Consider the following 15,341-nt stretch of genomic DNA (forward strand, 5'->3'; position numbering starts at 1 on the left):
TTCCTATATTCGCCAGCTGAAATTCAAGTGTTTTTACCCAAATACAATTAGTATGATTAAAAAGTGGAACGTGTGGACCCTTGCCCTGATTTTCTCAGTTGGCTTGGCACTTAACACTCAGGCCCAGAACCTGAAAAAAGTAACTCTGGAGGATGTTTTCAAAAAAGGCACATTCACCCAAAAGTCAGTTTCCGGAATCAACTGGATGAATGATGGACAGTTTTACAGTGCTTTGGTAGAAAAGAACGGAGCTCCTGCGGTAGTCAAAAGGAATGTGTCTACAGGCGAAGAAGCAGGGGTTTTGCTGGATGGAAGTGCTTTGGGAGTGAGTTTTTCCTCCTACTCATTCAATGCCGATGAATCCAAGGCCCTGATCGCTACTGATGTGGAATCCATCTACAGACGCTCTTCAAAAGGCATTTTTTATGTTGTCGATATGGCCTCCGGCCAAAAGCAACAACTCATGAACGGGGAGAAAATCTCCTATGCCACGCTCTCCCCAGGCAATGACAAAGTAGCTTTTGTCAAAGAAAACAATCTTTACCTGGTCGATCTGGTAACAAACAAAACAACTCAAATCACTTGGGACGGAGAATGGAACAAGATCATCAACGGCTCTGCTGATTGGGTGTATGAAGAGGAATTTTCCATGGCACAGGCGTTCAAATGGTCGCCAGACGGCAAGAAAATCGCCTTCATCCGATTTGACGAAAGCCAGGTTCCCGAGTTCAACATGCAGCTTTGGGGACCACTTTATCCCAAAGACTACAAATTCAAATATCCAAAAGCAGGTGAGAAAAACTCAACTGTCAGCATTTATGTCTTTGATCTGGCCTCGGGCAAAACTCAAAAAGTGGATTCAGGAAACGAAACTGACATCTACCTTCCAAGAATCTACTGGACCCAAGACGCCAATCAGTTAGCCTTCATTCGCCTAAACCGCCTGCAAAACCAGCTTGATCTTTTTCACGCGGATGCCAGCACCGGAGCCAGCAAACTCATCATTTCCGAGACTTCCAAGACTTACGTGGATCTGGACTACAACGATGATCTGCAATACCTCAGTGACGGCAAAACATTTATCCGCACTTCGGAGCAAGATGGATTCAAGCACATCTACCATCACAACATGGACGGAAGTCTGATTCGACAGATCACTTCTGGATCTTGGGAAGTGAGCGCTATGGTCGGAGTGGACGAAAAAGCCAAGAAGCTCTACTACATCTCCACAGAAGCTTCGCCACTGGAGCGAAATTTCTATGTGATTAATCTGGACGGAAAGGGCAAAAAAGTTCTTTCTCCGGCTAAGGGGACACATACAATTAACATGAGTCCAGACCGGAAATTCTACATCGATTACTATTCCACTGCCGATACTCCCGTCAAAGTTACGCTGAATGATGCCTCCGGAAAAGAAATCAAAGTCCTGGAAGACAATCAGGTTCTGAAGGATCGTCTGGCGGGTTTTGCCATGGGGAAAAAGGAGTTTTTCACCTTCCCAACGGTGGATGGCACCGAGCTGAACGGCTACATTATCAAGCCGTCGGACTTTGACCCGACCAAAAAATATCCGGTGTTGATGTATGTCTATGGTGGCCCGGGCTCTCAAAATGTCCTGAACTCATGGGGTGGAACCCGTGACTTTTGGCATCAGCAGCTGGCAGCCGAAGGGATTATCGTTGCCTGTGTGGACAACCGCGGTACCGGTGCCAAAGGACGTGATTTCAAGCATTCGACTTATGCTAATCTCGGCAAGCTCGAAACAATTGATCAGATCGAAGGGGCAAAATACTTTGCAAAAATGCCCTTCGTAGATCCTGCCCGAATCGGCATCTGGGGCTGGTCTTACGGCGGTTACATGTCATCCCTTGCCCTGATGATTGGAAATGACGTCTTCAAAACCGCAATCGCTGTGGCGCCGGTGACCACCTGGAGATATTACGACACGATCTATACAGAGCGCTACCTGCAAACACCACAACTCAACGCCGCCGGTTATGACGACAACAGCCCGATTACACATGTGAACAAGCTGAAAGGCAACTTTCTTCTGATTCACGGCACGGGCGATGACAACGTCCACTTCCAAAATTCCGTGGACCTGGTCAATGCCCTGATCTCGGCTGACAAGCAATTTGAAACTTTCTATTATCCCAACAAAAATCACGGGATCTACGGAGGCAATACCACCTGGCATCTTTACACTCAGATGACCGATTTCTTGAAGAGAAAATTGTAATTCCCAATAATCGCCGAATAAAAAACCGCAGGATGAAAATTCTGCGGTTTTTTGTTGTAGCGTTTTCCATTCTCAAATCGTTTCCAATCCGTAATCTTTTTTGAAACAAAACTGACCCAAAAATGAAAAACGCTTTGAAGATTTTGCCAGCATTGCTTTTAATAATTTCCATTTTTTCATGCGGAGAGGAAGATGTATTAGATCCTCTGGAACTTGCAGGAGGAGTGGGATTTGAAGGAACTTTGCCGGATGGCAGCACTTTTGGAACAACGGGTATTCGGTCCGGAAATGGAATTGGAACCATCGGAGTAAATGGAAAATACCAAGGCAGTCATTTTTTGGGAATCAGAACATTCGATCATAAATGGTCCCTAAACCTGGAATCTCCCTCAAGACCTTTGCCGGATGATACCCCAACGGGCGAAAATGTACCTGCTCAGGTCTTCAATGACTTGTTTAACACCTATTACCCATATGAGGAGTTATTGGAAGTTTTTTTGACTGAAAAGTCCAAGGCCGATTCGGATCCGAATTACACCAGCTTCAGCAAGTTTCGGATTCAATTGGCAAATCAGGAAAAATACTTTTCCTATTTACCCGAAAACTTTTCTCCTTCACGTGGAGGGGTAATCCGTGTTTTGGCTATACAAGAGGGAATTGTAAAAAGCCTTTCGGGCGAAGATGTACGCAAAATTGAGGTAGTGGTAGAATTTGATCTTCCAATGAAAGCCTCTGATCCAACCATAGCTGCCCAAGAAGGAAAACTAAAAGGAACAGGGCAATTCCGTTATCGGGAGGACTTTTATCAAGGAGAATTTGAACAGTAGATCTCAGGCAATCTTAATCTGGTCCAGGTAAAATTTCATCCGGCTGTGGTCTCTTTGTAAAAAGTCAATTTTGTCGATTTTGTCCAGCTTGTGATTGTAAAAAACCTCCACGTATTCATCTTCCAACAAGTAGAGGTTGATCTTATGCCGGTAGTACCGAATGCCCACCACAAAAGTACCCTCGATGTAGAGGGTCTTTATCTTTTGATGCAAAGGCAAACTATGGAAATCTTCCCGGCTCATCTGGTGTCGCTGTGTTTCGGATATCCCAATTTAAGGAAAATGGTCTGCAAACCGGGATGAACAAAGAGAAAGGTGTCAGGGCGAGATGATATTTTCCGAGAAACTCAAAAATGGTTTTCCAAAAAAGTTGGTTTCCTGCACAGTCGAATGTAAAATTGGCAAACCAACTTCAAGTCGCTTTGAACCCCAATTCCCGATTTTTGCCTGTTCTTTCCCTCTTGTTATTAGTAGGTCTTTTTTTGGCTTCGGGCTGTAAATCAAAAAAGGTTTCCAAAGAATCTCCGGCATTCACGGTCATAGAAACTGCCAAAACCTATCGCGGTACACCTTACAAATACGGCGGAACCACGCGAGCCGGCATGGACTGTTCGGCTTTGGTATTTCATTCCTATTATGCCATTGGGGTCAATTTGCCACGCAGGTCCGAGGATCAAAGCAAACTTGGCCAAAAGGTCAATCTGTCACAGGTGCAGCCAGGAGACTTGTTGTTTTTTGCCACAGGAAAAAAGAAAAACCAGGTGACCCATTCGGGCATTGTCACCGAAGCGACAAAAGTTGATATCCGTTTTATCCATGCCTCCACCTCGCTGGGTGTGACAGAAGATTACCTGAGCAACAAGTATTGGTCTGGGACTTTTCTCTTTGCGAAGCGGATTCTTGAGTAATAAAATATCGGAGAAATGGCCCAGAATTAATCTTGCTGGGCATTAGGGAATTCTGCTTGGATTAATTTTCCAAATATCCTTTGGGATTAGGCTTTTCTGCTTAATTTTTCGCTCGAATTAAAAAAGCGTATCCTTTTTACATTTCATTCTACAAATGGCAAATATTGGAAAGATAACACAGGTAATCGGCCCGGTTGTGGACGTTTCCTTTGAAGGCGGTAAACTGCCGAACATCCTTGACGCGGTGGAAGTAACCAAAGAAGACGGCCAAGTGGTCGTTATGGAAGTTCAGCAGCACTTAGGCGAAGACAGAGTACGTACGATTGCGATGGACGCTTCCGAAGGGATGGTCCGCGGTATGGAAGTAAGAGACTTGGGTGAGCCTATCTCAGTACCTACCGGTGAGGCGATCAAAGGCCGTCTTTTCAATGTAGTGGGTCAAGCGATCGACGGTCTTCCTCAGGTTCCTGCAGGCAAGAGACTTCCGATCCACAGATCTGCTCCTAAGTTTGAAGATCTTTCCACCTCTACAGAGGTTCTTTATACAGGTATTAAAGTTATCGACTTGATCGAGCCTTATGCAAAAGGCGGTAAGATTGGTCTTTTTGGTGGTGCTGGTGTTGGTAAGACTGTATTGATTCAGGAATTGATCAACAACATCGCCAAGGCTTATTCCGGTTTGTCAGTATTTGCAGGTGTGGGTGAGAGAACCCGTGAAGGAAATGACCTTTTGAGAGAAATGATCGAGTCTGGTATCGTGACTTACGGTGAGGACTTTTTACATAGCTTGGAAACTGAAGGCGGATGGGATCTGTCTAAAGTGGATCTTAAGAAACTGGAAGATTCCAAAGCAACCTTCGTGTTTGGACAAATGAACGAGCCTCCTGGAGCACGTGCGCGTGTAGCCTTGACTGGTTTGACTTTGGCAGAATACTATAGAGATGGTGACGGAAGCGGACAGGGAAAAGACATCCTGTTCTTTATCGACAACATCTTCCGATTTACTCAGGCGGGATCTGAAGTGTCTGCACTTTTGGGACGTATGCCGTCTGCGGTAGGTTACCAGCCTACATTGGCTACCGAAATGGGTACCATGCAAGAAAGAATTACCTCTACCAAAAACGGTTCAATCACTTCGGTTCAGGCGGTTTACGTACCTGCAGATGACTTGACTGACCCGGCTCCTGCGACGACTTTCGCGCACTTGGATGCCACTACGGTATTGTCAAGAAAGATTGCCGAATTGGGTATCTACCCAGCGGTGGATCCATTGGATTCTACATCCCGGATCCTTTCTCCGGATATTCTTGGAGAAGAGCACTACGGTTGCGCTCAAAGAGTGAAAGAGATTCTTCAGCGATACAAAGAACTTCAGGATATCATTGCCATCCTTGGTATGGAAGAACTTTCCGAAGAGGATAAGCAGGTCGTACACAGAGCAAGACGTGTGCAGCGTTTCCTTTCTCAGCCTTTCCACGTAGCTGAGCAGTTTACAGGCTTGAAAGGAGTGTTGGTAGATATCAAAGACACAATCAAAGGCTTTACCATGATCATGGACGGTGAGTTGGATCACCTTCCTGAAGGAGCATTCAACTTGGTGGGAAGCATCGAAGATGCGATCGCCAAAGGTGAGAAAATGCTTGCTGAAGTAAAATAAGAGGAAAAGTTAATGATTATTAGTTACTGGTCTCGGCATAACGGAGATGCTAATAACTCAATAACCAACATCTAATAACGAAAATAGCATGCAATTAGAAATCGTCACACCAGAAAAGAAAGTGTTCCAAGGGGAAGTTACCGAAGCGAGCTTTCCGGGAGCATCCGGATCTTTTCAGGTATTGAATAACCACGCTCCGATCGTGTCGGCCTTGGCAAAAGGAACAGTGTCCTTTACAACAAAGGAAGGCGGTAAGCAATCCTTGATCGTAGATGGCGGAGTAGTGGAGGTCAAAGACAATGTGATTGTGGTTTTGGCCGAAAAAGTCATCGGCTAACCTACTACAGAATAATAAAATAAAAGTCCAACTCGCAAGGGTTGGACTTTTTTGTTTCCGGGTCAAATTATAGTTCTCCCAGAATCGCTTCAGGGAATTTGCCTCAAACCATCAACATACCCCTATTTTTTAGGACACGTGCGAGATTGCGGATACACATAAAATATTTCATGGTTAAAGGAATAAATAAATTGTTGCATGTTCAAATAAAGGATAAGGCAGCCTCAGATGTTTAAAAAAATAAGCGATCGGTTTTGATCTGAATTGCTGATCAATTTGCCTGTTTAGCGGATAAAACTGAAAAAAGGAGCTAAAACCGGTTTGTCCGCCCAACTATCCCATCAACCTGTTAAACAAATAATGGAGGGGTGGGTGGAATAAAAGAATAATTTCTTACTTTTGCAGCCACGAAAGGGGGTGTATACTATGATCATTGTAAACGTAAAAGAGAACGAATCCATCGAAAAAGCGCTGAAGCGCTTCAAAAAGAAGTTTGACAAAACCGGTGCGGTTCGTGAACTCAGAGCCCGTCAGGCTTTCACGAAGCCTTCTATCGTAAGAAGAGCACAGGTCATCAAAGCTGCTTACAAGCAACAACTTCGCAACGAAGAAATGAAGTAATCGGATTTGATTCCAAATACAGACGCACTTGCCCCTCAGGCAAGTGCGTTTTTGTTTTATACGGTGACAATAGTCAGCTTGCACATTCCGATTTTCTGTTAACTTTTGGGTAATGATTGACTCATTCATCAATTACCTCGAGTACGAAAAGCGTAGTAGCCCTCACACAGTGCTGGCTTATCGAAAAGATTTGGAGCAGGTGGCGGAGTTTGTGGAGCTTTCTTTTGAACTCAAAGAGCTGAGTCTATGCACCCACTCAGAATTGCGAGCTTGGGTGATCGAGCTTGTGGAGCAGGGGCTAAGCACCACTTCAGTCAATCGGAAAATTGCCACGCTGAGGTCGTTTTTCAAATTCCTTCTCCGGTCCCGAATGATTTCCCAAGACCCGACTTACAAGTTAAAATCCCTTAAAAACCCTAAAAAACTTCCGGAGTTTTTACAAGAAACGACCATTGAGTCCGTATTAGAAGAAAGCGTCTATGAGCCAAGCTTTGAAGGCCAGCGGGACAGGATGGTGATGGAGTTTTTGTACCTCACCGGTGTCCGGCTTTCGGAACTGACTGCACTCAAATGGAAAGACTTGAATCTGATTGAAGACCAGGTGAAAGTTTTGGGAAAACGCAAAAAAGAAAGAATAATTCCCTTTACAAAAATGCTTAAACAGAATATCATTTTGTATAAGAAAGAATTTGAAGAAAGGTTTTCAAAAATTGAGGGGAATGAGTACTTTATTGTGAGCAATCGGGGCGAACAAAGCTACCCTATGATGATTTATCGGATAGTCAGACATTATTTGGACCTTTTTGCGCAAAATACGCGCCGCAGTCCCCATTTGCTCAGGCATACTTTTGCCACTCACCTGCTCAATAAAGGAGCCGATCTCAATGCTGTCAAAGACCTGTTGGGCCATTCAAGTCTGGCCGCTACGCAGGTCTACACTCACAATTCAATGGAAAAACTGAAGGCTGTGTTCGAACAGGCACATCCTAAAGCGTAAATAAATCAATTGTTCAACCACTTAAATGCAAATCGTTATGAAACTGCAGATGCACTCCATCCACTTTGACGCGGATAGCAAATTGATCGACTTTATTCAGAAAAAGGCGGACAAACTGGACACCTACTTTGATCGAATCATTGATGGGGAGGTTTTTATGAGACTGGATAAAAATGAGAAGAATGAAAATAAAATAGTCGAAATCAAGCTGAATGTGCCCGGAAAGCAGTTTTTTGCCAAGCACCAAGACGACTCTTTTGAAGCAGCTGCAGATGAGGCAATAGAAGGTTTGAGAAGGCAAATCAAAAAGTACAAGGAGAAAGTGGTCCTGGTCAAACAGTGATCTTGACAAATAAATAGGTTTAAACCCCCGGTTTCCCGGGGGTTTTTTATTTTTGCCCTTTGTCAAATGGAAACAGAGCCTAACTATCACTTGCGCTTTTGGGTAATCACGATTGCCCTTGCCGCCGTCAAGATCATTTTCACCCTTCGTCCGGAGATTGACCTGTTTACTGAGGAGGCGCAATATTGGCTTTGGTCACAGAATATGGCTTGGCATTATTACTCCAAGCCGCCCTTGGTCGCAGTCCTGAATTACCTCAGTACCGGAATTCTCGGAAATACGGAACTCGGTGTCCGGATTAATGCGATTGTCTGTGGTGTTGGGATTTCTTGGGTGACCTACCTGTTCGCCAGCTACCTCTCCGGTCCCAAAGCTGGATTTTGGTCCGCATTGGTGGTTCAGGCCATGCCGGTTTGGTGGCTTGCCTCGACTTTTCACATGACCGATTCCTCGCTCACTTTTTTTTGGACTTTGGGTGTTTATCTGGCTTATAGGGGAATTCGGGAAGGAAAAACGACTTGGTGGATTTGGGCCGGGATCGCTACAGCTTTAGGCTTGATGGCAAAAGTAGTTATGCTTCTGATCATGCCTACAGTTCTGATTTTTCTGGTTTACACCAAAGCTTTTAGACCTCATCGAAAGAATTTTGTCCTTTTTGTCTTGATAAGTTTGCTTGGGTTTGTGCCGGCTTTGATTTGGAACTGGGAGAACAACTTTGATACTTTTAAGCATTTGGCTACACTGGGAGGTGCAGGAGGAGCGGAGTCCAAGTCCTTGGATTTTGGCAATTCTGTGAAATGGTTTTTGGAGTATTTTTCCGGTCAGCTGGCGATCGTGTCGGTATTCTTGTTACCGGTATGGTGGCTTTGTTTTAGGGATGTGATGAAATCAAGAGAAAAGGCTTCGGTTTTCCTGCTCTTGCCTGGGGTTTTGACATTTTTGGCGTTTGCGGCACTCAGTTTTATCAAACGCACAGAAGTCAACTGGCCAATATTTGCCTACACGGGTTTTGCGGTCGTGCTTGGGAGTTGGATCGTACAACAATCCAAGTTTTGGAGGCGATTCACCATGGTAGGGATCGCGTTGAGTATCCTTATTCCGGTACTTTTCCTCCTTCCCGATTTTACAGGGCTCAAGTCCATTGGACCAGTTGTGAAAGGGGAGCAAAAGGCGCTGAGCAGGCTTAGCGGACATGATGCGCTGGCGCAAAGGCTAGACTTTTTGAAGGATAGTCTGGCTTTGGACAATGAGTTTTACTTCTCGGACTCTTATCATATGGCTTCAGAGCTTTCATTTTATCTGGATGATAATCCTCAAAGCTTTGTGATGAATATGGGGTCCCGGAAGAACCAATTTGACCTCTGGCCGGATATGTCCCAGTTTTTGAATACGGCTAAAACAGGAGTTTTTGTAAGTATGAACCACCAGACAATGGACAACCGGGCAGGGTTTGAGACTTTGATCTATGAGGAAATTTTTATTCCAAATTATAAAGAGATTCCCATCCGAAAGGTGAAAATCCAGATTTGGAAAAACCTTAAATCCTATCAGCCTTTTGTTCCGGACTCCTATTGATAGATGTCGATTGCCGGGCTTTGAAGGATGGTTTTTTGTCCCCCAAGGTAAAATCAGCTATTTTTGACCAAATTTCAGTAAATGACCAAGCCGCTAATTTCAGTTGTCATCACCGTTTACAACGAGGAAGACAACATCAAACCACTTTTGGAAGCCACCTATTCGGCCTTGTCTGAGGTCGACTATGAAGTGATTCTGATCGAAGATGGTTCCACGGACAGGACAGTAGCAGAAGTCAAAAAGTACGCAAATGAACGCACCAAGCTGATAATTTTCAATCGAAATTTCGGGCAGACTACCGCACTGGCAGCAGGTATCGATATGGCTTCCGGTGAATACATAGCCACAATGGACGGTGACTTGCAAAATGATCCGACTGACATTCCTGCCATGCTTCAAAAGGCAATCGATGAGGAATGGGATGTGGTGGCTGGCCGACGTGCTGACAGGAAGGATGGTTTCGTGCTCCGTAAAATCCCCTCGAAGATTGCCAATTGGGTGATCCGAAATACGACTAAAGTGTACCTTAAAGATTATGGATGTACACTTCGGGTCTATAAAGCTGAAATAGCCCAGAATATGGGTTTGTATGGGGAATTGCACCGCTTCATTCCTGTTTTGGCAAAGCAACAGGGTGCAAAAATGACTGAGGTGGATGTAAAGCATCATCCCAGAATCCACGGAGAGTCAAAATACGGGTTGAGTCGGACCTTCAAAGTGATGGCCGATTTGATCTTAATGCTGTTTTTCCAAAAGTATTTCCAGCGTCCGATTCACCTCTTTGGAGGCTTGGGCTTGATGGCTTTTGTACTCGGTGTAATTATCAATTTCTACCTTTTGATTGTCAAAATCATGGGAGAGGACATCTGGGGCCGACCTATCATGATTGTTGGATTTATTTTGGTCTTGGGAGGAATCCAATTGATCACCACTGGTATCATCGCTGAGATCATTGTCCGGACCTATTTTGAATCCCAGAATAAAAAGACGTATTCGGTCAAGTCGATTTTTGTAGGAAGCGCCACAAAGCCTGATTTAATTCAAGAATCTGACCCTATCAAGGTAAGTAGTGAAAAGTAAGCAGTGAAGTGAAAATCTACTGTTATGCTGCTTCTCCAGAAGCAGCAATCAAATAGAACTCCCGGTTGTGCTGCTTTTCCAGGAGCAGCGCCAAGAACCCTTAACGCTTAACAATTAACACTTAACTCTTTCCAACTCTCTTGTCCCGATTCAAAAACCAGCTCAAAACAGCCCTGAAGCTTTTGCTGACAGGCTTGGCCTTGTATCTGGTTTTTCGGAAAATCGACACCACCCAACTTCTCCAACTCACAAAATCTATTCATTGGCTTTGGTTGATTCCGGCCATTCTTTTATTTGTGGGGAGCAAAGTTTTTACTGCTTTTCGCCTCAATCTTTATTTTAAGAATATTGGGCTTAACCTTTCAGAAAGTCAAAACTGGAGACTTTACCTGATCGGTATGTTTTACAATCTTTTCCTTCCCGGAGGGATCGGCGGTGATGGCTACAAAGTTTATTTGCTGAACAAGGAATTTAAAACTCCAGTGAAAAAATTGATCCAATCGGCCTTATTAGACCGATTGGGAGGTTTGGTTGCGATCGTTTTCCTGCTTTTTGGCTTGTTTTTGATCGTAGACATTCAGTTAGATTTTCTAGAGAGTCAGTTGTGGAACGGATTGATGATTGCCGGTTTGGTGGTGACTATTCCTGCTTTTTGGCTTGCGCAAAAGTTGTTTTTCAAAGACTTCCTGCCCTCCTTTTGGCCGGCAAACGTTTGGTCTTTTGCCGGACAGATCGCTCAGCTGATTTGTGCCTGGTTTATCCTGATGGCTCTGGGAATCGATGAAAATATCCTCGCCTATCAGTTGGTCTTCCTGCTTTCCTCCATTGTGGCAGTTCTTCCGCTGACGATAGGAGGAGTCGGAGCGCGGGAATTGGTTTTTGTCTACGCCCATGCTTATGCGGGGATCGAGGAGACTGCTGCGGTGGCTTTCAGTCTACTGTTTTTCCTGATTTCTGCGGCGGTTTCTTTGGTCGGAGCCTTTGTAAAAGCTGATTTGGCTGGAAAATCATAAACATAAGATTTTCTGATTTTTACTATTCTTTCAACCTTGCAGATTTAAATTCGGATTTTAATTCTGCAAGGATCAAGGCTGGTCTAAATTTTTTAAATCTCTACCTTTGTCCAAATCCTAAAATCCATGAACCGAGCCGAGCTTTTCGCCCAAATCCAACAAAAATCATCCTTTCTCTGCGTTGGCCTTGATCCGGATTTGGAGAAGATTCCTGCTCATTTACTTTCTGAACCTGATCCGATTTTCTCCTTTTGCAAGGCCATTATCGAAGAGACGGCAGACTTTGCAGTAGCCTACAAACCCAATATTGCGTTTTTCGAGGCCTTGGGAGCAAAAGGTTGGGAGACACTGGCCAAAGTAGCCGAGCTCATTCCAAAAGATATTTTCACCATCGCTGATGCCAAGCGCGGGGATATCGGAAATACATCCAAGCTCTACGCAAAGGCATTTTTTGAGTCCATGAATTTCGACTCGATTACGGTTGCTCCATACATGGGAAAGGATTCGGTGACGCCGTTTTTGGAATTTGAAAACAAGTGGGTGATCCTCTTGGCTTTGACTTCGAATGTGGGCTCCTTGGATTTTCAGCTGATTAAAGGTGAAGACGGCAAGCCTCTTTATCAATCCGTGCTGGAAAAAAGTCAGGAATGGGGCAGTCCTGAAAACCTGATGTATGTGGTCGGCGCTACCCGAGGCGAATTGATTGGGGAAGTAAGAAAGGTAGTTCCCGAAAACTTCTTTTTGGTTCCAGGAGTAGGAGCTCAAGGCGGGAGTCTTGCAGATGTCGCTAAGTTCGGAATGAATTCCACCTGCGGACTTTTGGTCAATTCCAGCCGGGGGATTATTTATGCTTCCGGGGAAAGAGACTTTGCGAAGGTGGCCAGAAAGGAAGCCGAAAAATTGCAGGCAGAGATGAAGGGATTACTAGAGATGTATCTTTGATTTTGATTACAATGAATTTAGGTCATTTGTAATGCCCAATCACTGAAATTACTGTAACCGTTACAATTCTTTGATCAACAGAATATACAATTCGATGCTCTCTGTTCAATCTTCTTGACCAAAGGCCTGTCAGGTCATGCTTCAATTGTTCAGGTTGGCCTGTCCCAATAAATGGATGGTCACATAATTCAAAAAGAAGAACTTTCAATTTCTTTAGCAAAGGCGTATTCCCTGATTTTTTAAGTCTTTCTATTCCATCTAGGGCCTTTTGAGTGAAAGCTAACTCATAACTCATACGCCTAGAAGTTGATCCAAGTCGGTTTTCTTCACTTTGGTTACTTTCCCAGTTTTATACTCAGCCATTCCCTCCTGTACCTCCTCAATTACTTTTGGATCCAGGAAGAATCGATCTTCCTCACTGATAGGCACTAAAACGTAGGATTTATCTTTTCCTCTTTGGACAATAACTTGTTGATTTTGATCCACTAGGTCAAAGTATTTTTTCTGATTGTCTCGGAATTCTTTGGAACTAATTACTAGCATAATTCAAATGATTTGTACCTTTTTGGTACATAAAAATCTTAAAAAAAGTTCGGATTCCATACATCCGATTTGTTGGATATAAAGTAAAAAAGGAAACAGCTTATTTTCACCGAAAGGGGATCAAACCTTTTCTGGGGTTGAATTTTATTTTCTGTTTCACTAAATTCCATAAACTTTTAGTCCTCAATTTTTTATGAATTTCAGAGAAGACTTTTTACAGCTGGTCTGGAAGTATCAGTACTTCGACCGGAAAAATCTAAAGACCATTGACGGTCAATCCGTCCAAATCTTGAATGTCGGCTTTCACAACCAAAGCGAAGGTCCGGACTTTCGGGATGCTACAGTTGTACTCGACGGGGTGACACTCTACGGGCATGTGGAAGTCCACCGTTTGGCCTCAGAGTGGAAGCAACATGCACACGGAGGTGATCCGGCTTATAATTCGGTGATTCTTCATGTGGTTTGGGAAAATGACCGGGAAGTCTTGCGAAATGACGGAACCCAGCTTCCTACCATCGAACTCAAAGGCAAGATTTTTCTTGAAATCTGGAGAAACTACGAGCAGCTGCTCGACTTCAAATCCGATCTTCCCTGTTCCCACGCCTTACAGACCGTTCCTGAAATTATCCGCTTTTCTGCCCTGGAAAAATCATTGGTGGAGAGACTCCAAGAGAAATCTGACCTGATTCTTGAGATTTTGGACAAAACCAAAGGAGACTGGGAAGAGACAGCCTATCGTTGGCTTTTCACCTGTTTTGGATTCAAAATTAACAGTCGGCCAATGGGAGAATTGGCAGCCTTGGTTCCTTACAAAACCCTCCAAAAACACCGGACTCAGGTTTCTGCCTTGGAAGCGATGCTGCTTGGTCAGGCAGGGCTTTTGCCTGAAAAATCCGACGAGCCTTACGTCCAGCACCTGATTGCTGAGCATGATTTTTATCAGAAAAAGTTAGGCTGGAATTCGGCTCTGATGAGACAACACTGGACTTTTATGGGAGCTCGTCCGACCAATTTTCCAACGATCCGGATCGCTCAATTGGCTGCAATTCTTTCCAAAGCACCCAATCTGCTTCAGGCTGTGATGGAAGAAAGAAAGGAGTTTTCGGCATTCAAAAAACTGCTTCAAATACCTCCCTCGGATTATTGGAAGTATCATTATTCTTTTGGCAAGCCGACTGAAAAAGTTGCTTCAAAGGGTATTTCAGGCAGCACTTTGGAACTTTTGATTATCAATTTTGTGATCCCTTTGTGGTTTGCTTATGGTCGATATTTTGAGCAGTCGGACTGGCAAGAGCGTTGTTTTGACTTGATGCAGTCCATTCCAGCAGAGAATAATTTCATCATTCGTAAGTATGGAGAGAAGGGCTGGAAAGCTGAAAATTCTTTTGATTCACAGGGAATGATTGGACTTTTTAGGAGCTTTTGCCAGCCTCAGAAATGCCTGAATTGTAAAATCGGCCAAAGTCTGCTCAAAGGTCAATCCAAATGAAACTTTGCGCAAGCGAGTCATTTCCTGTATTTTTGCAGGCCAAAACCAACGAATTCATGGACAAACCGGTGATTATTCTGGGAGCAAAAGGTATTGCTCATCCCGCGCTTGAGATTTTCAACAGTAACCAGGTCATCGTATATGGCTTTTTGGATGAGGACCAGAGCCTTTACGGCACTGAAATTAACAATATCCCCGTTTTGGGAAATCCTGAAGACGAAGGATTTCTGAAGTTGATCGGAAAGAAAACCGAAGCTTTTGTGGCTGTGGATGACGTCAAACATCGCAAGTATTTAGTGGAAATGTTGATTGAAGTCCGCAAGGTTCAGCCAGTAAACGCAATTCATGATAGAGCTTATATTTCCACTGATGCCAGCTTGGGTCATGGTAACTTCATCAATGCCAATGTCACTATAGGTGCCGGAACTAAAGTGGGAAGCCACTGCATCTTCCATACCGGTGCGATCATTGATCACAAAGCTGTGATCGGTGACTTCGTCCAGATCGGTGCCGGATCTATTGTTAATGCGGAAGTGACCATCGAGGAGGGAGCCTTTATCGGTTCAGGAGTTACGATCGTGGCTGGGGTTACCGTTGGCAAAGGAGCCAGAGTCGGAGCGGGATCTGTTGTGATTGCTTCCGTTGGTAAAAATGAAACGGTCTTCGGTAACCCGGCGGCGAAGATAAAGTAAGTACTATTAAATATTTAGGATTTTAGATTTACGAATTACGAGGGTAATCCTAATTTTAAAGCATTTGCTCGGGTAATT

General features: G+C 44.1%; 17 protein-coding genes. 14 read left to right on the top strand and 3 right to left on the bottom strand.

Translation table 11 applies throughout. The annotated features are described in order from the left end of the window. Positions 1 to 52: 52 nt before the first annotated feature. A complete protein-coding gene (locus tag B0E43_RS20475) occupies positions 53 to 2,239 on the top strand; it encodes a S9 family peptidase (protein ID WP_077353249.1) in 2,187 nt (728 codons plus the stop codon). 122 nt (positions 2,240 to 2,361) lie between these two features. After that, positions 2,362 to 3,066, top strand: a complete 705-nt coding sequence (locus tag B0E43_RS20480) for a hypothetical protein (RefSeq protein ID WP_077353250.1) — start codon at positions 2,362 to 2,364, stop codon at positions 3,064 to 3,066. A 3-nt stretch (positions 3,067 to 3,069) separates the two neighbouring features. On the opposite strand, the gene B0E43_RS20485 is transcribed toward B0E43_RS20480, so the two are convergent. Further along, positions 3,070 to 3,309, bottom strand: a complete 240-nt coding sequence (locus tag B0E43_RS20485) for a hypothetical protein (protein ID WP_077353251.1) — start codon at positions 3,307 to 3,309, stop codon at positions 3,070 to 3,072. Positions 3,310 to 3,419: 110 nt separating this feature from the next. Here B0E43_RS20485 and B0E43_RS20490 point away from each other — a divergent pair, with 110 nt between their 5' ends. The 10 genes from B0E43_RS20490 to pyrF all read left to right on the top strand — a co-directional run bounded on the left by B0E43_RS20490 (position 3,420) and on the right by pyrF (position 12,539). Then, on the top strand, positions 3,420 to 3,974 hold the full coding sequence (locus B0E43_RS20490; RefSeq protein WP_077353252.1) for a C40 family peptidase: 555 nt from the start codon (positions 3,420 to 3,422) through the stop codon (positions 3,972 to 3,974). A gap of 154 nt (positions 3,975 to 4,128) precedes the next feature. Further along, a complete protein-coding gene (atpD, locus tag B0E43_RS20495) occupies positions 4,129 to 5,631 on the top strand; it encodes a F0F1 ATP synthase subunit beta (protein ID WP_077353253.1) in 1,503 nt (500 codons plus the stop codon). An 88-nt stretch (positions 5,632 to 5,719) separates the two neighbouring features. Continuing rightward, the gene (gene atpC, locus B0E43_RS20500) at positions 5,720 to 5,968 is read left to right on the top strand and encodes an ATP synthase F1 subunit epsilon (RefSeq protein WP_077353254.1); all 249 of its coding nucleotides are present in this window, start codon (positions 5,720 to 5,722) and stop codon (positions 5,966 to 5,968) included. A gap of 426 nt (positions 5,969 to 6,394) precedes the next feature. Then, positions 6,395 to 6,589, top strand: a complete 195-nt coding sequence (gene rpsU, locus B0E43_RS20505; protein WP_077353255.1) for a 30S ribosomal protein S21 — start codon at positions 6,395 to 6,397, stop codon at positions 6,587 to 6,589. A gap of 112 nt (positions 6,590 to 6,701) precedes the next feature. Then, entirely contained in the window at positions 6,702 to 7,586 is an 885-nt protein-coding gene (locus B0E43_RS20510) for a tyrosine-type recombinase/integrase (protein ID WP_077353256.1), read from the top strand. A 37-nt stretch (positions 7,587 to 7,623) separates the two neighbouring features. Further along, positions 7,624 to 7,929, top strand: coding sequence for a ribosome hibernation-promoting factor, HPF/YfiA family (hpf, locus tag B0E43_RS20515; RefSeq protein WP_077353257.1), 306 nt, complete (start codon positions 7,624 to 7,626; stop codon positions 7,927 to 7,929). 66 nt (positions 7,930 to 7,995) lie between these two features. Further along, positions 7,996 to 9,504: a glycosyltransferase family 39 protein gene (locus B0E43_RS20520; protein ID WP_077353258.1), complete on the top strand. Its 1,509-nt coding sequence runs from the start codon at positions 7,996 to 7,998 to the stop codon at positions 9,502 to 9,504. An 81-nt stretch (positions 9,505 to 9,585) separates the two neighbouring features. Further along, positions 9,586 to 10,584 carry a glycosyltransferase family 2 protein gene (locus tag B0E43_RS20525; protein WP_077353259.1) on the top strand — a complete coding sequence of 333 codons (999 nt, stop codon included), beginning with the start codon at positions 9,586 to 9,588 and terminating at the stop codon, positions 10,582 to 10,584. Between the two features lie 140 nt (positions 10,585 to 10,724). Then, on the top strand, positions 10,725 to 11,597 hold the full coding sequence (locus B0E43_RS20530) for a lysylphosphatidylglycerol synthase transmembrane domain-containing protein (protein WP_139352840.1): 873 nt from the start codon (positions 10,725 to 10,727) through the stop codon (positions 11,595 to 11,597). Between the two features lie 126 nt (positions 11,598 to 11,723). Continuing rightward, entirely contained in the window at positions 11,724 to 12,539 is an 816-nt protein-coding gene (gene pyrF / locus B0E43_RS20535) for an orotidine-5'-phosphate decarboxylase (RefSeq protein ID WP_077353260.1), read from the top strand. 22 nt (positions 12,540 to 12,561) lie between these two features. On the opposite strand, the gene B0E43_RS20540 is transcribed toward pyrF, so the two are convergent. Together B0E43_RS20540 and B0E43_RS20545 are read right to left on the bottom strand one after the other, a co-directional pair. After that, a complete protein-coding gene (locus B0E43_RS20540) occupies positions 12,562 to 12,834 on the bottom strand; it encodes a Txe/YoeB family addiction module toxin (protein WP_077353261.1) in 273 nt (90 codons plus the stop codon). Next, positions 12,831 to 13,082 (bottom strand): type II toxin-antitoxin system Phd/YefM family antitoxin, encoded by a 252-nt coding sequence (locus B0E43_RS20545; RefSeq protein ID WP_077353262.1) that lies wholly within the window; start codon positions 13,080 to 13,082, stop codon positions 12,831 to 12,833. Before B0E43_RS20545 ends, B0E43_RS20540 begins: the two co-directional genes overlap by 4 nt. Before the next feature lie 193 nt (positions 13,083 to 13,275). Here B0E43_RS20545 and B0E43_RS20550 point away from each other — a divergent pair, with 193 nt between their 5' ends. Then, complete coding sequence (locus B0E43_RS20550; protein ID WP_077353263.1) at positions 13,276 to 14,571, top strand: DUF2851 family protein; 1,296 nt, start codon at positions 13,276 to 13,278, stop codon at positions 14,569 to 14,571. Between the two features lie 56 nt (positions 14,572 to 14,627). Then, entirely contained in the window at positions 14,628 to 15,263 is a 636-nt protein-coding gene (locus B0E43_RS20555) for an acetyltransferase (RefSeq protein WP_077353509.1), read from the top strand. Positions 15,264 to 15,341 lie beyond the last annotated feature (78 nt).

It is taken from the genome of Algoriphagus sp. A40 (genome assembly GCF_002002735.1).
Classification (GTDB): Bacteria; Bacteroidota; Bacteroidia; order Cytophagales; family Cyclobacteriaceae; genus Algoriphagus.